This is a genomic window from Agromyces sp. NPDC127015 (genome assembly GCF_042725165.1).
GTDB classification, from domain to species: Bacteria; Actinomycetota; Actinomycetes; order Actinomycetales; family Microbacteriaceae; genus Agromyces; species Agromyces chromiiresistens.
In genome coordinates, this window is the sequence record NZ_JBHXDI010000003.1 from 449,621 (window position 1) to 472,358 (window position 22,738).

The 22,738-nt window shown below is 70.9% G+C and carries 22 protein-coding genes; 14 read left to right on the top strand and 8 right to left on the bottom strand.

What is annotated here, in order from left to right; genetic code table 11:
- Positions 1–81 precede the first annotated feature (81 nt).
- Positions 82–3,219: a family 20 glycosylhydrolase gene (locus tag ACFWGP_RS11465; RefSeq protein WP_376930959.1), complete on the top strand. Its 3,138-nt coding sequence runs from the start codon at positions 82–84 to the stop codon at positions 3,217–3,219.
- Positions 3,220–3,300: 81 nt separating this feature from the next.
- On the opposite strand, the gene ACFWGP_RS11470 is transcribed toward ACFWGP_RS11465, so the two are convergent.
- Both ACFWGP_RS11470 and ACFWGP_RS11475 read right to left on the bottom strand, forming a co-directional pair.
- On the bottom strand, positions 3,301–3,978 hold the full coding sequence (locus ACFWGP_RS11470) for an SRPBCC domain-containing protein (protein WP_275506300.1): 678 nt from the start codon (positions 3,976–3,978) through the stop codon (positions 3,301–3,303).
- A gap of 16 nt (positions 3,979–3,994) precedes the next feature.
- Entirely contained in the window at positions 3,995–4,405 is a 411-nt protein-coding gene (locus tag ACFWGP_RS11475; RefSeq protein ID WP_275506301.1) for a helix-turn-helix transcriptional regulator, read from the bottom strand.
- A 72-nt stretch (positions 4,406–4,477) separates the two neighbouring features.
- Here ACFWGP_RS11475 and ACFWGP_RS11480 point away from each other — a divergent pair, with 72 nt between their 5' ends.
- Positions 4,478–5,062 carry a uracil-DNA glycosylase family protein gene (locus tag ACFWGP_RS11480; protein WP_231432021.1) on the top strand — a complete coding sequence of 195 codons (585 nt, stop codon included), beginning with the start codon at positions 4,478–4,480 and terminating at the stop codon, positions 5,060–5,062.
- 152 nt (positions 5,063–5,214) lie between these two features.
- Here ACFWGP_RS11480 and ACFWGP_RS11485 read toward each other — a convergent pair whose 3' ends face one another.
- On the bottom strand, positions 5,215–5,622 hold the full coding sequence (locus ACFWGP_RS11485; protein WP_275506302.1) for a VOC family protein: 408 nt from the start codon (positions 5,620–5,622) through the stop codon (positions 5,215–5,217).
- Between the two features lie 168 nt (positions 5,623–5,790).
- Between ACFWGP_RS11485 and ACFWGP_RS11490 the strand changes: the two genes are divergently transcribed.
- A complete protein-coding gene (locus ACFWGP_RS11490) occupies positions 5,791–6,273 on the top strand; it encodes a peptidoglycan-binding protein (RefSeq protein ID WP_275506303.1) in 483 nt (160 codons plus the stop codon).
- Between the two features lie 78 nt (positions 6,274–6,351).
- Here ACFWGP_RS11490 and ACFWGP_RS11495 read toward each other — a convergent pair whose 3' ends face one another.
- Positions 6,352–8,109, bottom strand: a complete 1,758-nt coding sequence (locus ACFWGP_RS11495) for an L-aspartate oxidase (RefSeq protein ID WP_231432018.1) — start codon at positions 8,107–8,109, stop codon at positions 6,352–6,354.
- A gap of 71 nt (positions 8,110–8,180) precedes the next feature.
- Here ACFWGP_RS11495 and ACFWGP_RS11500 point away from each other — a divergent pair, with 71 nt between their 5' ends.
- Positions 8,181–9,122 (top strand): LysR family transcriptional regulator, encoded by a 942-nt coding sequence (locus ACFWGP_RS11500; RefSeq protein WP_376930960.1) that lies wholly within the window; start codon positions 8,181–8,183, stop codon positions 9,120–9,122.
- Positions 9,123–9,189: 67 nt separating this feature from the next.
- Here the strand turns inward: ACFWGP_RS11500 and ACFWGP_RS11505 are convergent, their stop codons facing one another.
- Positions 9,190–10,986, bottom strand: a complete 1,797-nt coding sequence (locus ACFWGP_RS11505) for an acyl-CoA dehydrogenase (RefSeq protein ID WP_376930961.1) — start codon at positions 10,984–10,986, stop codon at positions 9,190–9,192.
- 170 nt (positions 10,987–11,156) lie between these two features.
- Between ACFWGP_RS11505 and ACFWGP_RS11510 the strand changes: the two genes are divergently transcribed.
- The 4 genes from ACFWGP_RS11510 (at position 11,157) to ACFWGP_RS11525 (ending at position 15,205) form a co-directional block, all read left to right on the top strand.
- On the top strand, positions 11,157–11,933 hold the full coding sequence (locus ACFWGP_RS11510; RefSeq protein ID WP_275506306.1) for an electron transfer flavoprotein subunit beta/FixA family protein: 777 nt from the start codon (positions 11,157–11,159) through the stop codon (positions 11,931–11,933).
- 10 nt (positions 11,934–11,943) lie between these two features.
- On the top strand, positions 11,944–12,930 hold the full coding sequence (locus ACFWGP_RS11515; protein WP_231432014.1) for an electron transfer flavoprotein subunit alpha/FixB family protein: 987 nt from the start codon (positions 11,944–11,946) through the stop codon (positions 12,928–12,930).
- A 102-nt stretch (positions 12,931–13,032) separates the two neighbouring features.
- Positions 13,033–14,619 carry a cytochrome b/b6 domain-containing protein gene (locus ACFWGP_RS11520; protein WP_376930962.1) on the top strand — a complete coding sequence of 529 codons (1,587 nt, stop codon included), beginning with the start codon at positions 13,033–13,035 and terminating at the stop codon, positions 14,617–14,619.
- A gap of 1 nt (position 14,620) precedes the next feature.
- The gene (locus ACFWGP_RS11525) at positions 14,621–15,205 is read left to right on the top strand and encodes a TetR/AcrR family transcriptional regulator (RefSeq protein ID WP_275506308.1); all 585 of its coding nucleotides are present in this window, start codon (positions 14,621–14,623) and stop codon (positions 15,203–15,205) included.
- Positions 15,206–15,239: 34 nt separating this feature from the next.
- Here the strand turns inward: ACFWGP_RS11525 and ACFWGP_RS11530 are convergent, their stop codons facing one another.
- Positions 15,240–16,388 (bottom strand): acyl-CoA dehydrogenase family protein, encoded by a 1,149-nt coding sequence (locus ACFWGP_RS11530; RefSeq protein ID WP_231432011.1) that lies wholly within the window; start codon positions 16,386–16,388, stop codon positions 15,240–15,242.
- 106 nt (positions 16,389–16,494) lie between these two features.
- Between ACFWGP_RS11530 and ACFWGP_RS11535 the strand changes: the two genes are divergently transcribed.
- The 3 genes from ACFWGP_RS11535 to ACFWGP_RS11545 all read left to right on the top strand — a co-directional run bounded on the left by ACFWGP_RS11535 (position 16,495) and on the right by ACFWGP_RS11545 (position 18,922).
- Positions 16,495–17,136 (top strand): NAD(P)-dependent oxidoreductase, encoded by a 642-nt coding sequence (locus ACFWGP_RS11535; RefSeq protein WP_231432010.1) that lies wholly within the window; start codon positions 16,495–16,497, stop codon positions 17,134–17,136.
- A gap of 195 nt (positions 17,137–17,331) precedes the next feature.
- Positions 17,332–18,240, top strand: coding sequence for a lytic transglycosylase domain-containing protein (locus tag ACFWGP_RS11540; protein WP_376930963.1), 909 nt, complete (start codon positions 17,332–17,334; stop codon positions 18,238–18,240).
- Between the two features lie 115 nt (positions 18,241–18,355).
- Entirely contained in the window at positions 18,356–18,922 is a 567-nt protein-coding gene (locus ACFWGP_RS11545) for a DUF421 domain-containing protein (RefSeq protein WP_376930964.1), read from the top strand.
- Between the two features lie 4 nt (positions 18,923–18,926).
- Here ACFWGP_RS11545 and ACFWGP_RS11550 read toward each other — a convergent pair whose 3' ends face one another.
- On the bottom strand, positions 18,927–19,352 hold the full coding sequence (locus ACFWGP_RS11550) for a MarR family winged helix-turn-helix transcriptional regulator (RefSeq protein ID WP_376930965.1): 426 nt from the start codon (positions 19,350–19,352) through the stop codon (positions 18,927–18,929).
- 78 nt (positions 19,353–19,430) lie between these two features.
- On the opposite strand from ACFWGP_RS11550, the gene ACFWGP_RS11555 reads away from it, so the two are divergent.
- Both ACFWGP_RS11555 and ACFWGP_RS11560 read left to right on the top strand, forming a co-directional pair.
- Positions 19,431–19,904 (top strand): peroxiredoxin family protein, encoded by a 474-nt coding sequence (locus ACFWGP_RS11555; RefSeq protein ID WP_376930966.1) that lies wholly within the window; start codon positions 19,431–19,433, stop codon positions 19,902–19,904.
- 25 nt (positions 19,905–19,929) lie between these two features.
- A complete protein-coding gene (locus tag ACFWGP_RS11560; protein WP_376930967.1) occupies positions 19,930–20,571 on the top strand; it encodes a hypothetical protein in 642 nt (213 codons plus the stop codon).
- On the opposite strand, the gene ACFWGP_RS11565 is transcribed toward ACFWGP_RS11560, so the two are convergent.
- Positions 20,457–21,137 carry an HAD family hydrolase gene (locus ACFWGP_RS11565; RefSeq protein ID WP_376930968.1) on the bottom strand — a complete coding sequence of 227 codons (681 nt, stop codon included), beginning with the start codon at positions 21,135–21,137 and terminating at the stop codon, positions 20,457–20,459. The two genes, ACFWGP_RS11560 and ACFWGP_RS11565, sit on opposite strands and share 115 nt — an antisense overlap.
- A 197-nt stretch (positions 21,138–21,334) precedes the next feature.
- Between ACFWGP_RS11565 and ACFWGP_RS11570 the strand changes: the two genes are divergently transcribed.
- Positions 21,335–22,717 carry an MFS transporter gene (locus ACFWGP_RS11570; RefSeq protein WP_231432003.1) on the top strand — a complete coding sequence of 461 codons (1,383 nt, stop codon included), beginning with the start codon at positions 21,335–21,337 and terminating at the stop codon, positions 22,715–22,717.
- Positions 22,718–22,738 lie beyond the last annotated feature (21 nt).

The window sequence follows — 22,738 nt, forward strand, 5'->3', positions numbered from 1 at the left end:
TGTCGAACGACGCGCGGGGCGCTAGTGTCCTCTCAATTACTTTCTTTAGATAGTCAACAAACTTTCTCGACGGAGATGAAGATGAGCAACGACGCCCGCCTCCGAGACCGCCGCCGCCCGCCCGCCCTCCGTCGTGGCATCGCCGCGCTGATCGCGTTGGTCGTCACCGTGAGCGGGTTGGTCTTCGCCGCTGGTCCCGCCTCCGCGGCGGCGAGCCGGGATGTCGCCCGCGAGGGCACGGCGACGGCCCGTTCGACGTACACGCTGAGCGGCAGCTTCGAGCCTGCTCGAATGAATGACGGCGACTCCACGACGCGCTGGGGCTCGCGGTACACCCGTACCAGCCCCAGTGACACGTACGACGTGACGGGGGAGTGGGCTCAGATCGAGCTCGCCGAGCCGACCTACATCCTGAAGGTCGTGCTCGACTGGGAGGCGGCCTACTCGACCGACTACGAGATCCAGGTGTCGAACGACGGGGCGACGTGGACGAGTCTCCGCCGGGTGACCACGCCGACCGGTCAGGCAGCCGGCGGCCACCTCGTGCAGGAGGAGGTGGTCGACACCTCCGATGCATGGTCGTTCGTGCGCGTCGTGTCGCAGGCCACGGCGACGAAGTACGGTCTCTCGCTGTACTCGTTCCAGGTCTGGAACCAGCCTTCGGACACGCCCCCCGGAGCGGCGCGCGACCTGGCCCGCGACGGCACGGCGACGGCGAAGTCGTTCTACGACGACCGCTTCGTCGCCGCGAACGCGATCGACGGAGACTCGACCACTCGCTGGGGATCGAAGTACACGCGCACGGCGCCGATCTACGACAACACGGCCGACTGGATTCAGGTCGAGCTCGCCGAGGCATCGCGCATCCACACGGTCGTCCTCAACTGGGAGGCGGCCTACGGCAAGAAGTACCTCCTGCAGGTGTCGAACGACGGCACCTCGTGGACCACGGTGCACGATGGCGCCGCAACAGGGGCGGGCGCGCAGAGCATCGTCGTCGACACCGCAGAGGCGTGGAAGTTCGTGCGTATGCAGGGCGTCGAGACGGCGGGCATCTACGGCTACTCGCTGTTCGCCTTCGAGGTCTGGGGAGCCGAGAAGCCCGCCCCGGAGCTGCCGCCCACCGGTGACATCACCCCGCAGCCCGTGTCACGGGCCGACGCCGAGGGCGCGCCGTACGAGATCACCGAGGACAGCCGCATCGTGAGCCCGGCGGCCTTCTCCGAGGCGGCGGGGCTCCTCGCCGACACGCTGCGCGCGAGCACCGGCTTCGAGTTGCCGATCGTGGAGGCGGGCGCCGCGGACGGCGACATCGTGCTGGTCCAGGGCGACCCCGCGTCCGGCGCGGAGCAGCAGTATCAGAAGGCCGAGGCGTACCGCCTCGTGTCGGCGCCGACGGGCGTGCAGATCACCGCGAGCGAGTTGCGCGGCGCGTGGAACGGAACCCGCACGCTGCTGCAACTGCTGCCGGTCTGGGCGCTCGGCGACGACAGCGACGTCGTCCAGGCGTGGAGCGTCGCCGCCACTGAGATCGTGGACTATCCCCGCTTCGCTCAGCGTGGCCTGATGATCGATCCGGCCCGCAACTTCCTCACCGTCGACGCCGTGAAAGCCCTCGTCGACCAGATGTCGCTGGTGAAGATGAACCGCCTGCACATCCATCTGACCGACGACCAGGGCTGGCGCATCCAGATCGACTCCTGGCCGAACCTCACCGCGCACGGCGCGTCGTCGTCGATGGCGGGCGGACAGTCCGGGTTCTACACGAAGGACGACTTCCGGGACATCGTCGCGTACGCGTCCGCCCGTCAGATCGACGTCGTTCCCGAGATCGACGTTCCCGGCCACTCCGATGCCGCACTTTCGTCGTACCCCGTGCTCGACTGCCAGGAGCGAATCATCCCGATCCGCACGACCGGCGGCATCTCGACCAATTCGCTGTGCGTCGGCAAGCCCGAGGTGACCCGATTCATCTCCGACGTCATCCGCGAGGTCGCCGAGCTCACACCCGGTGAGTACATTCACGTCGGCGCCGACGAAGTCGAGGGCATCACGACGACGCAGTACGGCGAATTCATCCGAATGGTCGAGCAGGTCGCCGCCGACAACGGCAAGAAGATCATCGGCTGGACGCCGATGCCCCAGGCCGGCACGTCGAAGGACGCCGTGCACCAGTACTGGGCGGACCGGAAGAACCATCTCGCAAAGGGTTGGTTCGAGGGGCGCCCGGTCATCCTCTCTCCGGTCAACCACGCGTACATGGACTACAAGTTCCCCGGCGCGCCGCTCGGATTCCGTGAACCGATCTACTCGACCAAGTACCAGTACGCGTGGGACCCGACCGCGGTGATCGATGCCACCACGCGCAAGAATCTGAACGCCTCGTTCGGGCTGACCGAGGCCGACGTGCAGGGTGTGGAGGCTGCCGCATGGGGCGAGACATTCCGTCGAGGCGGCGAGGACCTCGAGTACATGGCGTGGCCCCGCACGCTCGGCATCGCCGACAAGGGGTGGGCGACGCAGTTCGACAGCTCCTCGTTCGAGACGTTCGCGCAGCGAGCCGGCTCGCATGGCGCTCGGCTCCAGCTGCTCGGGGGCAACTTCTGGGCTGATCCTGAGATCCCGTGGCAGACCGCGGTCGTCGGGCGCGAAGTCCCGCAGGTGGAGAGCGGCGAGGTCGCCGGCGTGGTCGCACGGATCGCGAGCCCGAGCGTACCGCTGGCGCAGCTCCAGGCGACGATCACCTGGCCCGACGGTGCCGTCACCGACGGTGTGATCAGCGGGGCCGATGCGGCAGGTGCAGACGCTGCGACGGTCTTCGACGTGACCGGCACCCACGTTCTCGGTGCTGATACCGGCGCCTCGGCGACCGTGACCGTGACCGGTCCTGAAGGCCTCTCGCAGACGGTGCCGTTCCGAGTCGACGTCTACGAGCCCCCCGTCGCCGTCGGAGCCCTGCAGCTGTCGGACGACGAGGTGCGGGCCGGCAAGAAGGTGACCATCACGGCGACAGAGCTGCCTGTCGGCGCGCAGATCGCCCTGACCCTTCGCGGCAACGGGTCGGAGGTCGAGATCGACAGGCTCGTGGCCGATGGGAACGGCACCGCGATGGTGAAGTGGCGCGTGCCAAAGTCGGTCGAGCCCGGGGCCTACGACGTCGTCCTCACCTCCGGACTCGGGAGCGAGGGGCGTATCCCGCTGACGGTCGTCGAGAAGTAGCACGTCTGAGGGGCTCCGTGAGGGGTGGAAGCCGTGAGGCATCCACCCCTCATCGCGTTCGAGCCGGTGGCCCCGCCGCCGTCACCCCATCTCGGCCCCCGCGGCATCACCGGTGTACGCCGCATACGTGCGATCGGACGCACCCTTCGCGACCTCTGCGCTGACCCCGTCGCGCTCGTGAGCCGCGGCCCATGCGTCGGCTGAGCGGCGCATGAACGCCTTCCCCTCATCCGACGCGACCCAGGCCGGGGCCTCTTCGGGCGAGATGCCGTCGTCGCCGCCCGAGAAGTGCAGCGCGAGGCCGAGGAGCCCCTGGTCCCAGCCGATGCCGGTCGCCGACGGCCCGAACTGCTCCCACATGCCGTCGGGCAGGCTCGTCGCCGTGGCGACGTTCTCGAGCTCGAAACGGGTGTGCGAGGCATCCACCTCGATGAGGCGAACGCTCACGATGGCCGGCTCGCCGACGCCCATGCCCCACGTGACCGAGTAGCCGGCCGTGCCGTCGCGCGGCGGCTCGCAGCTCCTGATCTCGCCGCCCGCGTTGCCCTCGAACTGGTACGTGCCGCCGAGTCGCAGGTCGCCCGAGATCGGCAGGAACCAACGCGGAATGCGCTCGGCGCTCGTCACCGCGTCCCACACGTCGTCGATGGGGGAGGGGTAGGTCTGGGTGAGCAATTGCACGTACGTGCGCTCGCCGTCGACCTCCTTCGTCTCGATGCTGCGCGTGACGGCGTCGAGCTGGGCGTTCACGTCAACCATGTCGGTACTCCTTCGTTCAGTCGTCGTGCGGATCGGTGCGGGTGTCGTCGTCAGGCCGGGCGGGCGGGGATGCCCCAGCAGGGCGCTGCTTCTCTGCCGCCTTCCGCTGCGCGAGCCGACCGCGCGCGAGCTCGGTGCCGAGGGCGTCGAGCTTGGGCTCCCAGAACCGGCGGAACGCGTCGAACCAGGCGTCGGCCTGAGCGAGCGGCGCGGGGTCGACCGCGTACAACCGCCGCGCCCCCTCGGGGCGCACGGTCACGAACCCCGACTCGCGAAGCACGCGCAGGTGCTGGGAGACCGCCGGCTGCGAGATGCCGAACTCGGCCTGGATGACACGGCCGACGTCGCCGGCCGACGCCTCACCGTCGGCGATCAGCTCGAGGATGCGGCGCCTGACCGGATCTCCGAGGACATCGAGCGCGTGCATGGGGCAATGATTGCATCATCACTTATATAAGTCAATGATTATTTTCAGGTCACGTCATAGTCTGGTGCGACCATGACCGACGAGATCCAGCGGATCCGCGACGCGATCATCGCCGACGAGCAGAACGCGCCGTTCACCGCCCGCGGCTGGCAGCCCGTCTTCGCCGCTGCGCCCGATTCGCGCATCCTGCTCATCGGCCAGGCTCCCGGCCGCCGGGCGCAGGAGTCGGGGATCCCGTGGAACGACGCCAGCGGCGACACCCTCGTTCGCTGGCTCGGCGTCGACCGAGAGACGTTCCACGACCCGGCGGCGTTCGCGATCGTGCCGATGGACTTCTACTTCCCGGGCAAGGCCGCCTCGGGCGACCTTCCGCCCCGCCGAGGATTCGCGGCGACGTGGCATCCGCCGCTTCTCGAGCAGCTCGCGAGCGTGCGGCTGACCGTCCTCGTCGGCGCGTACGCCCAGCGGGCCTACCTGCCCGACCGGCGGATGACGCTCACCGAGACCGTTCGCCACTGGCGCGACTACGGACCCGAGGTCCTCCCCGTGGTGCACCCGTCGCCGCGCAACATCGCCTGGCAGCAGCGCAACCCGTGGTTCGAGGCCGAGACGGTTCCCGCGCTGCGTGCTGCGGTCGCGGCGGCGCTGAGCGCTTGAGCAGCGCCGAGGTCGTCACCGTTCGCGGGTGCGGCATGCGCGTTCGGCCGCGATGCGCGCCCGACGCCGTCAGTTGATGATCTCGCCGCGTTCATCGGCGCGAAGCGCTGCCAGCCGCTCTCGCCACGCCCGGAGCGATGGCGCGGCGGCAGCTAGTCCGTGACCGGCTCGCGCGGCGGGTTGTGCATGAACTCGAGGCGGATGCCGTTGTCGTCCTCGACGAACGAGGCGTAGTAGCGCTCGTTGAAGCGCGGGTACGGCTTCGGGTCGCGCACCGCCGTCCACCCCGCGCCGACGGCGATCTCGTGCAGCCGATCGACCTCGGTGCGCGATTCGACGGGGAAGGCGAGGTGCTGCCAGCCGACCCGGCCGTGGCGGTGCGGTCCGGTGCCCGGCTCGAGGGCGGGGAAGAGGATCAGCTCCTCCTCGCCCAGGTACCACGACACCCCGTTGTCGGCGTCCTGCCGCGTGCAGCCGAGCGCCTGCATCACCGGGTCGAACTGCGCGGTCGAACGGGTCAGGTCGTCGACGGAGATGCCGATGTGATCGAAGAGGCCCATCCGATCATCGTATGGGCCGACGTCTCGACCGGCCGAACCCGGCGATGGGGAGTGCTGCCCATTCTGCAGGCATCCCCGGCCGTGGTCTGATCGGTCCGTGCGCGGATGCGCCGACCAGACCGGGGGGCGTCGAGCCACCCGCCGAACAACGAATGGGGACGCACGCAGATGATCAAGAAGCTCAGGAGAGGGATCGCCGGGGGAGCGGTCGCGCTCGCGGTCGCAGGGCTCTGCGCGATCGCACCGGCAACCGCGGCGAACGCGTACAGCGGAACCTCGGGCAAGGGCTGCACCGCCTACGTCTACTCGCGCGGCGGGTACTCGACGTGCGTCGGGCAGATCCAGCGCATGCTGAACGGGGTCCAGTCGGCCTACGGCCTCGGCAGCGCGCTCGCCGTCGACAACTCGTTCGGTCCCGCGACCGAGTCGCAGGTGCGCAAGTTCCAGAGCTGGGTCTACATCACCTCCGACGGCATCGTCGGACGCAACACGTGGAACACGCTCTGCTCGTACGCTGGCCAGGTCAACTTCGCGTACGCGAGCTCGAGCGCGGCGAAGCGCACGGCGTGGCAGGCGGCGTACGACGCCGGCTGCTACGTCGAGAAGCCGGCCTCGGGTTCGCCCGGCTACATCACCATCTCGAAGTACTGAGCCGTCTCGTCGTACTGATCGAGCGAAGGGCCGGATGCCTCGGGCATCCGGCCCTTCGTCGTGCCGGTCGAGACGCGCCTACTCGACGAGCTTGCCGACCGTCGACACCTCGCGCATGAGCCCCGCGATCTCCTCCGGGATCGGCGGGATCGCCTCGCGCGTCACCCCGGTCTGGGGCGACCACACGAGGTTCACCTGCAGCGAGGCATCCGTGGCGGGGTAGTCGCTGCGGTTGTGGCAGCCGCGGGTCTCGCGACGCTCGAGCGCGGCTTCGAGCGTCGCGCGGGCCGCGAGCGCGGCGGACTTGAGGTCGAACGCGTGCGCGAGGTCCTGGTAGCCCGCGATGTCGGGGTGCACGCCGATGTCGGCCATGCGCGCCTCGATCCCGTCGAGCTCGGCGAGGCCGGCGCGCAGGCCCTCCTCGTCGCGCACGACGCCGGCATGCTCGGTCATCGTGTCGCGGATGGCGCGCTGCAGGGCGCGCACGTTCTCGGCGCCGTCCGACCCCAGCAGTGCGGAGATCTCGTCGCGGGCGGTCTCGACCGCGGCGGCCGAGCGCTGCTGCGCCGGAAGCGACCGCGAGTACGCGGCGGCGGCCTGACCCACGATGCGTCCGAAGACGAGCAGCTCGATGAGCGAGTTGCCGCCCAGCCGGTTGGCTCCGTGCAGGCCGCTGGATGCCTCGCCGATGGCGTAGAGCCCGGGCACGTCGGTGCCGTGGTCGTCGGGCCGAACCCAGACCCCGCCCATCGAGTAGTGCGCGGTCGGCGCGATCTCGATGGGCTGCTTCGTGATGTCGAGCATCTGCAGCTCGAGCATCGTCTGGTACACCCGCGGCAGCCGCTGCATGATCGTCTCGCGGGGCAGGTGCGAGACATCCAGCCAGACGCCGCCGTTGGGGGTGCCGCGGCCCTCCTTGATCTCGGTGTAGCAGGCCAGCGCGACGCGGTCGCGGGTCGACAGCTCGAGGCGTTCGGGGTCGTACTTGTCCATGAAGCGCTCACCGAGGCCGTTGGTGAGGATGCCGCCCTCGCCGCGGGCCGCCTCGCTGATGAGGGTGCCTGCCGCGCTCTCGGGCTCGATGATGCCGGACGGGTGGAACTGCACGAGCTCCGGGTCGCGCACGCGTCCGCCCGCCTCGACGGCGAGCCGCCACGAGTCGCCCGTGTTCTCGTCGCGCCGCGACGAGGTGCGCCGCCAGATGCGGTTGTGCCCGCCCGCCGCGAGGATGACGGCGTCGGCGTGGATGAGGTAGCGGGTCCCGTTCTCGAGGTCGAAGCCGTACGCGCCGAACACCGCGCCGTCGTCGTTCACGAGGATGCGGGTGACGTACACGGTGTCGAGGATCGGCACCTCGAGCTGCGCCGCGCGGTTCACGAGCGTGCGCTGGATCTCGAGCCCCGTGTAGTCGCCCGCGAACGCCGTGCGGCGGTACGTGTGCGCGCCGAAGAAGCGCTGCGAGATGCGGCCGTCGGCCTCGCGGGCGAACGGCATTCCGTAGCGTTCGAGATCCTGGATGCCTCGTGCCGCGCCCTTCGTCACGGTCTCGACGGTGCGCGGGTCGGCGAGCAGGTAGCTCTCCTTGAGCGTGTCGGCGGCGTGCTGCTGCCAGCTGTCGTCGGCGTCCATGGTCGCCAGGGCGGCGTTGATGCCGCCGGCCGCGAGCGAGGTGTGGGCATCGGACTTCGGGCGCTTGCCGAGCGCGAGCACGTCGACACCCGCCTCGGCGAGCTCGATGGCGGCGCGCAGCCCCGAGCCGCCGGTGCCGATCACGAGCACGGTCGTGGAGATCTGTCGTTCGGCGGTGGTCGGAGCGTTGAACGTGGGGGTGGTCATGGCAGCCACGGTAGGCGCGTCTGGATGATTACTCCAATGCATATATCGTGTCGCCACGATGCGCATAGAGTATGCATGTGAACCTCGAACAGCTGCAGAGCTTCGTCACGGTCGCCCGCTTCGGCAACTTCACCCGCGCCGCCGAAGAGCTCTACCTCGCGCAACCCACGCTCAGCCGCCAGATCACCGCGCTCGAGCACGACCTCGGCGCCGAGCTGTTCCGCCGGGCCCGAGGCGGCTCGACGCTCACCCCCGCCGGCGAGTCGCTGCTGCCGCTCGCGCGCCGCATGCTCGCCGACGCCGAGTCGGTGCGCCGCGACCTCGCCGAGCTCGCCGGCCTCGAACGCGGCCGGGTGCGGCTCGGCGCGACCCCGACCCTCTGCATCAGCCTCGTCGCCGAGGTGCTCAGCGCGTTCCACGCGGAGCATCCCGGCATCGAACTGCACCTCTCGGAGCAGGGGTCGCGGCGCCTGCTCGACGAACTCGCGAGCGGCGAGCTCGACCTGGCGCTCATCACGACCTCCGACGGCCGTTCGGCCGAGCGGTTCACGCTGGCCCCGCTGCTCGTCGAGGAGCTCGTCGTGATCTCATCGGCGGGGATGCCTCCGGTCGCGACGGGCGAGGCCGTCTCGCTCGCCGAGGTCGCGGCGCTGCCGCAGATCGTGTTCAGCGCGACCTACGACCTGCGCGGCACGACCGACGCGGCGTTCGCGGCGGCCGGCCTCACGCCCGAGATCGTGCTCGAAGGTGCCGAGATGGATGCCGTGTTGCGCTTCGTCGAGCGCGGCCTCGGCGTCGCGATCGTGCCGGCGATGGTGCTCATCGACCGCCCGGGCCTGCGATCGGTGCGGCTCGAGGCACCGACGCTCACCCGAACGATCAGCCTGGCCCGGCCCGCCGATGTCGCGCCCGCCGCCGCCGTCGAGGTGATGCAGCGCACGATCGCGACCACGGCGACGGCGTTCGCAGACCGGGCCGGCGAGACCATGCGCCTCGCTCCGGGGAACGCCTGACGGACTCGGGCGAGACGACGATGCGCCCGCCCCGGAGGGCGAGCGCATCGTCAGGCCTCGGGTCGGCTCAGACGCGGGCCCCGCGAGCTGCGGGGTCGCCGAGGGCGGCGGCGTCGAGTGCGAACAGGTCGCGCGAGCCGGCCGTCGCGGAGCTGGCCAGGCCGGCGGCCTGCGGCAGCAGCTGCTCGGCGTAGAAGCGGGCGAGCGGCAGCTGCGTCTCGGCGATGCCGTCGGCGTCGACGCCGCGTGCACCGAGCGCCGACTTCGCCATGAGCCACCCGCCGACGACGAGGCCCCAGATGCGCTGGTACGGGGACGACCCCGAGAGCACCGCGTTCGGGTCGGTGGCACCGGTGCGCAGCATCCACGCCGTCGTCTGCTCGAGGGTGTCGAGCTGTGCGCTCAGGTGCGAGCGGATCGAGGCGAACTCCTCGCCCGCCGCGGCCAGCTCGGTGTCGAGCTCGCGCATGGTGGCGATGAACTCGAGCGCGGACGCGCCGTCGCGGACCGGGAGCTTGCGACCGACGAGGTCGGCGGCCTGGATGCCGTTCGTGCCCTCGTAGATCGCCGCGATGCGCACGTCGCGGTAGTGCTGGGCGGCCCCGGTCTCCTCGATGAAGCCCATGCCGCCGTGGATCTGCAGTGCGAGCGAGGTGAGCTCGTTGCCGAGGTCGGTGCCGAACGACTTGCAGATCGGGGTGAGCAGGCCGACGATCTCGTTCGCGCGAGCCCGGGTCGCGGGGTCGGGGTGGTGGGTCGACACGTCGACGTAGGTCGCGTTCAGGAGCATCATGCGACGCATCGCGGCGATATATGCCTTCTGCGTCATGAGCATGCGGCGCACGTCGGGGAAGTCGATGATCGGGCTGTCCTGCGTCGCGCCGATCGCGCGGCCCTGGATGCGCTCGCGCGCGTAGTCGAGCGACTGCTGGTAGGCGCGCTCGGCGACGGCGAGGCCCTGCGTGCCGACCGAGAGACGGGCGCTGTTCATCATGACGAACATGATGCGCATGCCGATGTTCTCGTCGCCGGCGAGGTAGCCGGTCGCGTCCTCGTACGACAGCACGCAGGTGGGCGAACCGTGGATGCCCATCTTGTGCTCGACGCCGACGGTGTGCACGCCGTTGCGCTCGCCGAGCGAGCCGTCCTCGTTCACGAGGAACTTCGGCACGATGAAGATCGAGATGCCCTTCGTGCCGGCCGGGGCGTCGGGCGTGCGTGCGAGCACGAGGTGCACGATCTGCTCGCTGAGGTCGTGGTCGCCGAAGGTGATGAAGATCTTCTGGCCGGTGATGCCGTAGGTGCCGTCCTCGCGCTTGACCGCCTTCGTGGTCAGCGCGCCGACGTCGGAGCCGGCGTGCGGCTCGGTGAGGTTCATGGTGCCGGCCCACTCGCCGGAGACCATCTTGGGCAGCCACTGCTGCTTCTGCTCGTCGCTGCCGTAGTGCAGCAGCGCCTCGATCGCGCCCTGAGTGAGCAGCGGAGCCAGCGAGAATGCCATGTTCGCCGTCATCATGAGCTCCTGCACGGCGAGGCCGACCGTGCGCGGGAAGTTGCCGCCGCCGTACTCCTCGGGCAGCGGAACCGAGCCCCAGCCCGCGTCGACGTAGGCGGCGTACGCCTCCTTGAAGCCGGTCGCCGTCGTCACGCTGCCGTCGGGGTTCAGCGTCGAACCCTCGAGGTCGCCGGCGCGGTTGGTGGGCGCCACGACCTCGGCCATGAAGCTGCCGACCTCGTCGAGGATCTCGGAGACGGTCTCGAGGTCGGCGTGCTCGAAACCGGGCAGCTGCGCGACGGCGTCGTAGTCGACGACGTGCTCGAGGGCGAAGGCGATATCTGCAACAGGGGGTCGGAATCCGCTCATGCCCGCAGCGTAACCCCGGCATCCCGCGCGGCAGCCGGGAACTGTGCACGTTCGACGAAGGTGCTCGGTCGAGCGCCGCACCGGGTTGGCGGCATCCCACAAAAGAGTGCCCTGTCGAGGCAAGCAAGTGCTTGGTTAGGATGGAGCGACTCGTGCACAGAGGGAGCGGAATGAAGATCGTCGTCCTGGTCAAGGAGGTCCCCGACACCTACGGGGACCGCAAGCTGAACCTGCAGACCGGCCTCGCCGATCGCGCCGCGAGTGACACGGTGCTCGACGAGATCGGCGAGCGCGCCCTGGAGGTCGCGCTCTCGTACGCCGACGCGAACGCCGGCACCGAGGTGGTCGTGCTCTCGATGTCGCCCGGGTCCGCTGCGGCGACCGTGCGCAAGGGCCTCGCGATGGGGGCGTCGTCGGCCGTGCAGGTCGTCGACGACGCGCTCGCCGGGGCCGACCTCGGGCTCACCGCCGAGGTGCTCGCCGCCGCGGTGCAGCGCATCGGGTACGACCTCGTGATCGCCGGCAACGAGTCGACCGACGGCTCCGGCGGCGTGGTGCCGGCGATGATCGCCGAGCTCCTCGACGTGCCGAACGCGACGAGCCTGAACTCGGTCGAGATCGCCGACGGCGAGGTGCGCGGCGAGCGCGCGAGCGACCACGGCACGATGCAGGTCACGGCGGCGCTGCCCGCGGTCATCTCGATCACCGAACGGCTGCCGGACGCCCGGTTCCCGAACTTCAAGGGCATCATGGCCGCGAAGAAGAAGCCGTTCGAGACGCTCTCGCTCGCCGACCTCGGCGTCGATGCCGAGACGACCGAGGCGTCGCGCTCGATCATGATCTCGCTCGCCGAGAAGCCGCCCCGCACGGCGGGCACCAAGATCGTCGACGAGGGCGACGCCGGCGAGCGGCTCGCCGAGTACCTCGTCCAGAACCGGCTCGCGTAAGGGGATCGACATGACTGACTTCCAGGCCGACTCGATCCTCGTCCTCCTCGACCTCACCCCCTCTGGCGAGCTCACCAAGAGCGCCGCAGGACTGCTCGGCGCCGCCGCCGGGGTCGGCACTCCGGTCGCTCTCATCGTCGGCGCGGCCGGCGCCGGTGAGCAGGCCGCGGCCGATGCCGCGGCACTCGGGGCGACCCATGTGCTCGTCGCCGAGGGCGCCGAGGCCGGTGCGCAGGTGACGGTGCCCGGGGCCGACGCGCTCGCCGCGGCCGCCGAGCTCGTGCGACCCGACGCGATCCTCGTCCCGAACTCGATCGAGGGGCGCGAGGTCGCCGGCCGCTACGCGGCCCGCTCGCGCTCGGGTCTCGCGGTCGACGCCGTCGCGGTCTCGCGCGACGCCGAGGGGGTCGTCGCCCATCACTCGGTCTACGGCGGCGCCTACAATGTCGACTCCGCGGTCACGTGGGGCGCCCCGGTGATCACCGTACGCGAGGGCGCGGTCGATGCCCGCGCCGAGGCGCAGCCGGTCTCGACCGAGCAGCTCGCGGTCGAGGCATCCGGTCGTCGGGCCGCCGCCATCGGGCGCGTCGACGAGGCGGTCGTCACGTCGTCGCGTCCCGAACTGCGCGGCGCGGCGAAGGTCGTGTCGGGCGGCCGCGGTCTCGGCTCGGAGGCGCAGTTCGCGCTCGTCGAGCAGCTCGCCGACGTGCTCGGCGCCGCGGTCGGCGCCTCGCGCGCGGCGGTCGACGCCGGTTACGTGCCGCAGTCGTACCAGGTCGGCCAGACCGGTGTCTCGGTGTCGCCGCAGCTCTACATCGCACTCGGCATCTCGGGCGCGATCCAGCACCGGGCCGGCATGCAGACGGCGAAGACGATCGTCGCGATCAACAAGGACGGCGACGCCCCCATCTTCGAGATCGCCGACTTCGGCATCGTCGGCGACCTGTTCACGGTCGTGCCGCAGCTGATCGCCGCGCTCGAGGCGCGGAAGGCGTAGCGCCCGATGGCGACGTACGGGCGAACGACACGGCAGGGCCTGCCTCGCTTCGCGGGCGGCGACCCCTGGCCTCCGGTGTCCGAGGTCGCGGAGGCGGCGACGATGCCCGCAGGTGTCGTGGCGGCGACCGGTACCGCTGAGTCTCCGGCGGTCGCGGCGGCTGCCGCCCCGGCGACCGCGGTCGCGGCGACCGCGGCAGCCCCCGCGACGGCGGTCGTCGTCCCCGCTGCGCCGTCGCCGCGGCCCGTGCGGCGCGGCCTCCCGCGCGTTCCCGGCGGCGAGCCATGGCCCCCCGCGTCGTCGGCTCCGGCCGCGGCGGTCGACTCGACGCCGCCGACGGATGTCGCGCCCGCGCCCCCAGCCACGGCGGCCCCCGCCGCCACGGCCCCGCCCGCCGCGAAGGTGGCTCCGGCAGCGGCCCCCGCCGGCGCGAGCACCGTCGCCGGGGCGGTCGCCCTGCGACGCGGGCTGCCGCGCACCCCCGACGGCGACCCCTGGCCCCCGGCCGGCACGGCGCCCGCCCGGCCCGAGCGCGTCGTCGAGACGCCGGTCGCCGAGGTCGCCCCGACGGTCGAGGCCGCTGCCGTCGTCGCGCCCACGCCCACCGTCGCGCCCGCGCCCGCTCCCGCGCCCGCGCCCGCTCCCGCGCCCGCGCCCGCGCCCGCGCCCGCGCCCACTCCCGTCGCCGCGCCCGGTGCCGCGCCCCGGCGCGCCCCGATGCCGCAGCCTCGACGAGCGACTTCCGTCGCGGCATCCACCCCGCCCGTCGCCGAACCATGGCCGAAGCTGTACGGACCGTACTCGCGCGCCGAGTGGGCCGCCGTGCTCGTCATCGGCGGGTTCGGGCTGCTGCTCGCGGGCACCGGGGTCGTCGTCGTCGTCAACTGGCTGCTCGCCACCGCGCCGATGCAGGACTTCATCGCGAGCTACCCGGGCGAGTACCACCTGCCCGAGTCGGCGCCCGTCGGCATTCCGGCGTGGCTCGGCTGGCAGCACTTCTTCAACGTGTTCCTGATCGTGCTCATCATCCGGTCGGGCCTGCAGGTGCGGACGCAGAAGCGCCCGACCGCGTTCTGGTCGCCGCGCTGGAACGCGAAGCGCAAGATCAGCCTCGCGCTGTGGTTCCACCAGTCGCTCGACATCCTGTGGCTCGTCAACGGCGTCGTGTTCGTCGTGCTGCTCTTCGCGACCGGCCAGTGGATGCGCATCGTGCCGACGAGCTGGGAGGTCTTCCCGAACGCGATCTCGGCGCTGCTGCAGTACCTCTCGCTCGACTGGCCGACCGAGAACGGCTGGGTGAACTACAACAGCCTGCAGCAGATCGCCTACTTCATGACCGTCTTCGTCGCGGCCCCGCTCGCGGTGATCACGGGCGTGCGCATGTCGGGGATCTGGCCGAAGAACGCGAAGACGCTGAACCGCATCTACCCGGTCGAGTGGGCTCGTGCCGTGCACTTCCCGGTGATGCTGTACTTCGTCGCCTTCATCATCGTGCACGTCGGGCTCGTGTTCGCGACCGGGATCTTGCGCAACCTCAACCACATGTACGCCAGCCAGGACGCCGTGAACTGGGTCGGCTTCTGGATCTTCGTCGCCTCGCTCGTCGTGATCGCGGTCGCCTGGATCGCAGCGCGGCCGCTCGTGCTCGCTCCCATCGCCCGCCTGTTCGGCAAGGTCAGCGGGCGCTGACGTGGGCGACGGTTCGGGGCGGCGCGACGAGATCATCGCGATCGCGACGAGGCTGATCGCCTCGCGCGGATACTCGTCGACGACGGTGCGCGACATCGCCGACGAGGCGGGCATCCTCTCGGGCAGCCTGTACCACCACTTCTCCTCGAAGGAGGCGGTGCTGCAGGAGATCCTGCGCGCGTTCATGGACGACACGCTCGCGCACTTCGAGCGCATCGTCGCGAGCGAGGGCAGCTACCGCGAGCACCTCGACCAGCTCATCGAGCACGCATTCCTCACGATCGAACAGCGCCCCGACGAGGTGCGCATCTACCAGAACGAGACCGGGTTCATGATGACCCAGCCCGGCTTCGAGTTCCTCGCCGACGGGGCCGCGCGCATCGAGGAGCTCTGGCTCGAGCAGATCACGGCCGGCCAGGCCGACGGCGCCTTCCGCGACTCGGTCGATCCGCGGCTCGCGTTCCGGTTCATCCGCGACGCGGTCTGGTCGACGGTGTTCTGGTACCGGCCGGGTGGCAGCCACACCGCGGCGAGCGTCAGCGAGAACTACCTCGAGCTGCTGCACGCGGGACTGCTCGCCGACTGACCGTCACGGCGGCCGCGCCGGCGACCGCTCCGAGTCATCGGCCGCCGAGCAGGCGTCGGGCGACGATCATGCGCATGACCTCGTTCGTGCCCTCGAGGATCTGGTGCACGCGCAGGTCCCGCACGACGCGCTCGATGCCGAACTCCGAGAGGTAGCCGTACCCGCCGTGGAGTTGCAGCGCGGCGTTCGCCACGGTGAATGCGGCATCGGTCGCGAAGCGCTTCGCCATCGCGCACCTCGCCGTCGCGTCGGGCACGCCGTCGTCGATCGCGGCGGCGGCGTCGTGCACGAGCAGTCGCGCGGCGTGGAGTTCGGTCGCCATGTCGGCGAGCGTGAAGCGCACCGTCTGGTGCTCGGCGAGGGGGCGCCCGAACGTCTCGCGCTCCCGCACGTGCCGCAGGGCACGATCGAGCGCCCACTGCGCGCCGCCGAGCGAGCACGCCGCGATGTTCACCCGTCCGCCGTCGAGTCCCGACAGGGCGATCGGGAACCCGTCGCCCTCATCGCCCAGGCGGTGGCCGACCGGCACCCGGACGCCGTCGAGCACGACCTGCCGGGTGGGCTGGGCGCGCCAGCCCATCTTCTGCTCGTCGGGACCGAAGGACAGGCCGGAAGCCTCGGCCGGAACGACGATCGCGCTGATTCCGCGTGCACCCGGCTCGCCGGTGCGGGCGAAGACGAGGTAGACGGCCGAGACGCCGGCGCCCGAGATGAACTGCTTCACCCCGTTCAGCACGTACTCGTCACCCTCGCGCCGTGCCGTCGTGGTGATCGCCGCGGCGTCGGAGCCCGCCGACGGCTCGGTGAGGCAGTAGCTGGCGCGGTCGACGAGCGACGTCAGCCCGGGCAGCCAGCGCTCCCGCTGCGCGTCGTCGCCGTACCGATCGATCATCCACGCCACCATGTTGTGGATCGACAGGTACGCGGCGATCGTCGTGTCGCCCTTGGCGAGCTCTTCGAAGACGAGCGTCGCGGTCAATCGATCGAGCGCCGAGCCCCCGACATCCTCGCCGACGTAGATGCCGCCCAGGCCCAGCAGGCCCGCCCGCTCGAGCGTGTCGAGCGGGAAGTGCTTCGTGCGGTCGCGCTCGTTCGCGAAGGGCGCGAGCTCGGTCGCCGTGAACTCGCGCACGGCGTCGACGATCGCCAGCTGATCTTCGGAGAATGCGTTCGACCCGGCCATCTCAGCCCTTCCACGTGCCGAGGCCGAGCCTAGTCCGGAATGCCCGGTGCACCAGAGCGTTGCATTTCATCGTGTGCCGCCATCGGGGCGGCAGGAGGAGAGCAGCATGGCACGCATCGTCGTCATCGGAGGCACCGGCTACGCCGGCGGACACATCGCGACCGAAGCCGCGTCACGAGGACACGAGGTCGTGTCGGTGTCGCGCAACGAGCCGAGCGAGAAGGTCGCCGGCGTCGAGTACGTGCGCGGGTCGATCCTCGACCTCGACGGACTCGCGGCGCAGTTCGACGGTGCCGATGCCGTGATCTCGGCGGTCGCCCCGCGCGGCGACATGACCGACGAGGTGCCCGGTGCGCTGCGCGCCCTCGCCGACCGGCTCACCGGCACGCCCACCCGCCTCGGCGTCGTCGGGGGAGCGATGGGCAGCCTCTCCGCCCCGGGCGGACCGCGCCTCTACGACCTCGGCGTGCCCGAGCAGTACCTGCACGAGGCCACCGTCGGCATCGAGTCGCTCGACCTGCTCGAGGCGAGCGAGCCCGGGCTCGACTGGTTCCTCGTGCACCCTCCGAAGGTCTTCGGCTCGTGGCAGCCCGGCGAGCGCACGGGTGCCTACCGCACCGGCGGCGAGGTCGTCGTCGTCGCCGAGGACGGCTCGTCGTTCATCTCGGGCGCCGACTTCGCGATCGCCGTCGTCGACGAGGTCGAGAACGGCGACCACCGGCGCGAGCGGTTCACGGTCGGCTACTGATCGGTCACCCGCGCGTCGACGCGGCTCGGCACCGCCGGCACCGCTCGCGGCGGTGCCTCCTGTGGATGAATTCGTGCGGGAGCCGGCTGAGGCGCGTACCGTGGGAGGACGGGTCGTGATCGCCGAGCCTCGAGGCAACGACGACCGATCCGGCGGGCACCTCTGAACCAGCGCCCGAACGGAGCGAACCACCTGATGTCCTGGAGCGACGAGTCCGACGTCGACGACCGCAGCGAGTACCGGCCGCCGCGCGAGCGGGCGACCGGATGGCGGCTCGTCCGTCGCGTCGCCGTCATCGCCGGGTTCGCCGTCGGGGGCGTCGTCGGTGCCGTCGCGCTGGTGGTCGGCGTCGTGTTCGCGGTCAACGTGATGGGCACGGCGGCCAATCCGGGCGGGTTCGCCGCACCGGCCGCGTACGGCGCGAGGGTGGCGCTGCCCCCGGTCGCCTCCGAGCCCGACTCCGAGCCCGGGACGCCCGAGGCGACCGACGGCGAGACCCCCGAGGGGCCCACCGTGCTCTCGGAATCCGAGGTCGTGCCGCTTCCGACGGTCGACACCGAGTGGATCTCCCGCATCGCTGCCAACGCCGGCATCCCCGAGCGGGCGCTCGCGGCCTACGCGGCCGCGCACATCGTGGTCGCCGAGGAGGCGCCCGACTGCGGAGTCGACTGGGCGACGCTCGCCGCGATCGGCGACATCGAATCGGATCACGGCAGACACGGTGCGAGCTCGCTCGACGCGAGCGGGTACGCCGACCCGCCGATCATCGGTCCTGCGCTCGACGGCAAGGGCGTGGCCGCCATCGCCGACACCGACGGCGGCCGGCTCGACGGCGACACCACCTGGGACCGCGCGGTCGGCCCGATGCAGTTCATCCCCACGACCTGGTCGAAATGGGCGAGCGACGGCAACGGCGACGACGTCGCCGACCCGCACCAGATCGACGACGCCGCGTTGACGACCGCGCGGTACCTCTGCGCCTCGGGGGCGATGACCGACCCCGAGGGCTGGCGCGCCGCGGTGTACTCGTACAACCACGACAACGACTACGTCGACAAGGTCGCGACCGTCGCCAACGAGTACGCGGCGGCGGCCGTCGAGTAGGCCGAACGGGGCGACGGACGCCTCGTGGCCCGCGAGGCCGCCGGTCCACGCTGCCGGGCGGGGGCTGCGAGCCGCAGCGCCCGGTCGGGGCGATGATGGTCGCATGTGGAGCTCGATGTTCGAACTGGACGTGTCGGTCTGGGAGAAGCTCATCCGCACGGCCCTGCTGTACGCGTTCCTGATCGTCGCCCTCAGGCTCAGCGGCAAGCGGCTCATGGCGCAGCTGACGACCTTCGACTTCATCCTGCTGCTGCTCGTCTCGAACACCGTGCAGAACGGGCTGATCGGCGACGACAACACCGTGAGCGGCGCCATCATCGGGGCCGTCGCGCTCTTCGCACTGAACGCCGCGCTCGCCTACGTCATGTTCCGCAGTCCGCGCGCGCAGAAGCTCGTCGCCGGCGATGCCGTGGTCGTGGTGCGCGACGGCAAGCCCGACGAAGCGGCCCTCCGCCGGCAGCGCTTCACGCATTCCGACCTGAAGATCGCGCTGCAGGATGCCGGCGTGCCACGCCTGAAGGACGTGAAGCGAGCGCGGCTCGAGCCCAACGGGCAGTTGCTCGTCCACGTCGTCGAGCACGACGGCCCGACGCGGGCCGAGCTGTTCGCCGCCGTGCAGGAGCTCAACGCGAAGGTCGACCGGCTCACCGCCCGGCTCGGCGACGGGAAGGCCGGCGACTGACCGATCAGGGCTCGAGGAGCTCGGCGAGCGCCCCCTGCACGGCCTCGAAGCGTTCCGCGCCCAGCCTGCGCGCGTAGGACGCTTCGATCGACGCGACGATGCGCAGGCAGTCGGCCAGCGCGCGTTCGCCTTTCGGGGTCGCGACGATGAGTCGCGCCCGCCGGTCGGCAGGGTCGGCGCGCCGCGAGAGGTAACCGCCCTGCTCGAGGTCGTCGACCAGTTCGCCCATCGCCTGCGGGGTCATGCCCGCCTGGGCGGCGAGCTGGGTCAGGCGCAGGCCGGTGCTGTCGAGCGCGCCGAGCAGCACCGAGTGGCGCACGCGCAGATCGGGGTAGCCGGCCCGCGTGAGCTGCTCGAAGACCTCGCCCTCGAACTCCTTCGCCAGGCGGGCGGCGAGCATCCCGAGGGGCAACGCCGGCGAGTGGGCCATGGCTCAACGGTAGCCGAGACGTAAATCTTCAAGTAGCCTGTTGATCAGGCAACCTGAATAAATAGCGGAGGAGACGACATGATCACGGCAGGTACTCGGATGCCGAACCTCGAACTGCAGAGCAGCACCGGCGAGCCCGTTCGACTGCTCGATCACCTGGGCGAGCGCGGGATGGTCGCGTTCTTCATGCGAACGACGACGTGCCCGGTCTGCAACGCGCACGTGCGCGACCTGGTCGGCCGGGCCGGCGAGCTCTCGGCGCGCGGCATCTCGGTGCTGATCGCCGTGCCCGAGGATCGCGACGAGGCGGCGGCCTGGAAGGATCGCCGCCGCGTGCCGTTCCCCGTCGTCACGGGCGCCGACGGCATGGCTCACCAGGCGGTCGGCCTCACGAAGCGCGTCTTCGGGTCGATGCAGCAGTCGGGCACCGTGCTCGTCGACGCCGCGGGGCTCGTGCGACATGCGCACGGGTCGACGCTGCCGACCGCCGGTTACGACCGACGGGCGCTCCTGACCGCGATCGACGAACTCGCACCGGTCGCCCGGGTCTGACCCCGGCGGCACTAGGCTCGCGCCCATGGAACAGCCCGCCCTCACCGATGGCCGCCTCGCTCCGCCGACCGGATCGCGGCACCTCCTGCGGTGGATCCGGATCTGGCTGGTCGTCATGATCGCGGGGCTCGTGGTGAGCGGGGTCGCCGCCTTCCCGCTCGACGTCGAGCTCGCGTTCGGTGCCGAGGTGCTGCAACGCCTCGGTGCCGCGGACTGGGCGCCGGGCGTCGTCGAGTGGGTGCAGCGCGTCGACGAGGCGTTGCGCGAGAGCTACCGTGCTCACCCCTTCCTCGCGTACGGCACCGACTGGCTCGCGTTCGCGCACCTCGTCATCGCGGCGGCATTCATCGGTCCCTACCGCGATCCGGTGCGCAACGTCTGGGTCACCCAGTGGGGGATGCTCGCCTGCCTCGGCGTCGTGCCGCTCGCGCTGATCGCGGGCTCGATCCGAGGCATCCCGCTCGGCTGGCAGCTGATCGACATCTCGTTCGGCGTGATCGGCATCGTGCCGCTCCTGATCGTGCTGCGGCTCACTCGCCGGCTCGAGCTGATTCAGGCGGCGACGAGCGCCGCGAGCTCTCCCATGTCGGTGAACACGAGCCCGGCGCCGGCGGCCGACAGGGCCGCGGGGTCGGTGCGCGTCGGCCCGAGCGGGGCGAAGCCGTAGACCGTCGCGCCTGCGGCGACGCCCGCGGCGACGCCGGCGACGGAGTCCTCGATGACGAGCGCCGTGGTCGGGTCGACCTCGAGCGAGCGGGCGGCGGCGAGGTAGACGTCGGGCGCGGGCTTCGTGCGCGCCTGCTCCATGCCGCTGAAGATGCGCTCGCCGAAGAACGGACGCAGCCCGGTCGTGTCGAGCTGCAGCTCGACCTTGCCGCGGTCTGCCCCCGAGACGCACGCCATGCGCTCGCCGACGAGGCCCGCGATCGCCGACAGGGCGTCGGCGACCCGCGGGATCGGTGCGACCTCCGCCGCGAGGGCGGCGTCGCGCCGGGCCCGGAACCCGAGCACCCAGGCATCGTCGATGCGGAAGCCGGTGTGCTCGAGGATGACGCGCCACTCGTCGCGCAGCGAGCGCCCGAGGAAGTGTCGCACGACGTCGGCCTCGGTCGCCCGCCAGCCGAGTTCGCCCAGCATCTCGCGCAGTACCCGAAGCGTGATCCGCTCCGAGTCGACGAGCACGCCGTCGCAGTCGAAGAGCACCGCTGAGAACCGGGAAGCCGTCGTCGTCACTCGGCAAGGATACGGGGCTGCCGGGCGCTGCCCGTGCCTGCTGCGAGTGGACGGATATCGGCCTGCACGTGGATCTCCCAATCAGATCTGAAATCGTATATGATCGAGCGCAGGTCGTCGTCGACCCTTCACGGCGGCCTCCTCGGTGAGGCGCCGCGCGCGTCACCGGGCCCCTCACCAGACGAAGGAGTCGCACGATGAGCGCACCCGACCAGCCCGGATTCACCCCCACCGGCACGATCTCAGCGGTGGGCGACCGAAGACGGGTCGTCTTCGCGACGGTCGTCGGCACGACCGTCGAGTGGTACGACTTCTTCATCTACGCGACAGCGGCCGGCACGGTCTTCGCACAGCTGTTCTTCGCTCCGGCCGGCGAGCAGTTCGCGCAGATCCTGGCGTTCATCACCGTCGGAATCAGCTTCCTGTTCCGCCCCCTCGGCGCGTTCCTGGCCGGTCACCTCGGCGACAAGTACGGCCGCCGGCTCGTGCTGATGCTGACCCTCATCCTGATGGGTGCGGCGACGACGCTCGTCGGCGTGCTGCCGACCTACGAGGCGATCGGCATCGCGGCCCCGATCCTGCTGATCCTCCTGCGCATCCTGCAGGGCATCTCGGCGGGTGGCGAGTGGGGCGGCGCGGTGCTCATGGCCGTCGAGCACGCGCCGAAGCAGAAACGCGGCATGTTCGGGGCCTCGCCGCAGATCGGCGTGCCGCTCGGGCTCCTGCTCGCCTCGGGAACCATGGCGCTCATGGCGGTCATCGCCCCCGGCGACGCCTTCCTCGCGTGGGGCTGGCGCGTGCCGTTCCTGTTGAGCGTCGTGCTCATCCTCATCGGCTACTACGTGCGTCGAAAGGTCGAGGAGAGCCCGGTCTTCACCGAGATCGCCGAGCGCAAGGAGCAGACGCGCATGCCGATCGTGCAGCTCTTCCGCAGGCACGCGCTCCTCGTGCTCATCGCCGCGCTCGTCTTCGCCGGCAACAACGCCGTCGGCTACATGACGACGGGCGGGTACATCCAGCGCTACGCGACCGACGAGAAGGGCCCGATCGGGCTCGCCACCGCCGACGTGCTCGGCGCCGTGACGGTCTCGGCCGTCTCGTGGCTCGTCTTCACCTGGGTGGCGGGCTGGCTCAGCGACCGCATCGGCCGTCGCACGACGTACATCATCGGCTGGATCCTGCAGCTCGTCGGCGTCTTCCTGCTGTTCCCGCTCGTGAACACCGCGAACCTCGCACTGCTGACGCTCGGGCTCGTGACCCTCACGATCGGCCTCGGTTTCACGTACGGGCCCCAGGCGGCGCTGTACTCCGAGCTGTTCCCGGCCTCGATCCGCTTCTCAGGCGTCTCGATCTCGTACGCGATCGGTGCGATCCTCGGCGGCGCGTTCGCCCCGACCATCGCCCAGTGGCTCGTGCAGACGACCGGTTCCACCGACGCCGTCACGTGGTACCTGGCGGGCATGACGCTGATCGGCCTCGTGGCGACCCTGCTGCTGCGCGACCGCTCGGGCATTCCGCTCGGCCCCGACCACGAGGCCGAGCAGGAGAAGAGCCCGATCTACGGACTCGCGCGGGCCTGACGCCGGCGAGCGGCTCATCGT

Excerpts from the sequence above, each read along its gene's own strand:
- ACFWGP_RS11495 (WP_231432018.1), bottom strand. The coding sequence starts at position 8,109 with ATGACCACCCCCACGTTCAACGCTCCGACCACCGCCGAACGACAGATC.
- ACFWGP_RS11480 (WP_231432021.1), top strand. The coding sequence starts at position 4,478 with ATGACCGACGAGATCCAGCGGATCCGCGACGCGATCATCGCCGACGAG.
- ACFWGP_RS11510 (WP_275506306.1), top strand. The coding sequence starts at position 11,157 with ATGAAGATCGTCGTCCTGGTCAAGGAGGTCCCCGACACCTACGGGGAC.
- ACFWGP_RS11570 (WP_231432003.1), top strand. The coding sequence starts at position 21,335 with ATGAGCGCACCCGACCAGCCCGGATTCACCCCCACCGGCACGATCTCA.
- ACFWGP_RS11475 (WP_275506301.1), bottom strand. The coding sequence starts at position 4,405 with ATGCACGCGCTCGATGTCCTCGGAGATCCGGTCAGGCGCCGCATCCTC.
- ACFWGP_RS11500 (WP_376930960.1), top strand. The coding sequence starts at position 8,181 with ATGCATGTGAACCTCGAACAGCTGCAGAGCTTCGTCACGGTCGCCCGC.
- ACFWGP_RS11505 (WP_376930961.1), bottom strand. The coding sequence starts at position 10,986 with ATGAGCGGATTCCGACCCCCTGTTGCAGATATCGCCTTCGCCCTCGAG.
- ACFWGP_RS11465 (WP_376930959.1), top strand. The coding sequence starts at position 82 with ATGAGCAACGACGCCCGCCTCCGAGACCGCCGCCGCCCGCCCGCCCTC.
- ACFWGP_RS11555 (WP_376930966.1), top strand. The coding sequence starts at position 19,431 with ATGATCACGGCAGGTACTCGGATGCCGAACCTCGAACTGCAGAGCAGC.
- ACFWGP_RS11515 (WP_231432014.1), top strand. The coding sequence starts at position 11,944 with ATGACTGACTTCCAGGCCGACTCGATCCTCGTCCTCCTCGACCTCACC.
- ACFWGP_RS11550 (WP_376930965.1), bottom strand. The coding sequence starts at position 19,352 with ATGGCCCACTCGCCGGCGTTGCCCCTCGGGATGCTCGCCGCCCGCCTG.
- ACFWGP_RS11520 (WP_376930962.1), top strand. The coding sequence starts at position 13,033 with ATGCCCGCAGGTGTCGTGGCGGCGACCGGTACCGCTGAGTCTCCGGCG.
- ACFWGP_RS11470 (WP_275506300.1), bottom strand. The coding sequence starts at position 3,978 with ATGGTTGACGTGAACGCCCAGCTCGACGCCGTCACGCGCAGCATCGAG.
- ACFWGP_RS11530 (WP_231432011.1), bottom strand. The coding sequence starts at position 16,388 with ATGGCCGGGTCGAACGCATTCTCCGAAGATCAGCTGGCGATCGTCGAC.
- ACFWGP_RS11535 (WP_231432010.1), top strand. The coding sequence starts at position 16,495 with ATGGCACGCATCGTCGTCATCGGAGGCACCGGCTACGCCGGCGGACAC.
- ACFWGP_RS11490 (WP_275506303.1), top strand. The coding sequence starts at position 5,791 with ATGATCAAGAAGCTCAGGAGAGGGATCGCCGGGGGAGCGGTCGCGCTC.
- ACFWGP_RS11545 (WP_376930964.1), top strand. The coding sequence starts at position 18,356 with ATGTTCGAACTGGACGTGTCGGTCTGGGAGAAGCTCATCCGCACGGCC.
- ACFWGP_RS11540 (WP_376930963.1), top strand. The coding sequence starts at position 17,332 with ATGTCCTGGAGCGACGAGTCCGACGTCGACGACCGCAGCGAGTACCGG.
- ACFWGP_RS11485 (WP_275506302.1), bottom strand. The coding sequence starts at position 5,622 with ATGGGCCTCTTCGATCACATCGGCATCTCCGTCGACGACCTGACCCGT.
- ACFWGP_RS11560 (WP_376930967.1), top strand. The coding sequence starts at position 19,930 with ATGGAACAGCCCGCCCTCACCGATGGCCGCCTCGCTCCGCCGACCGGA.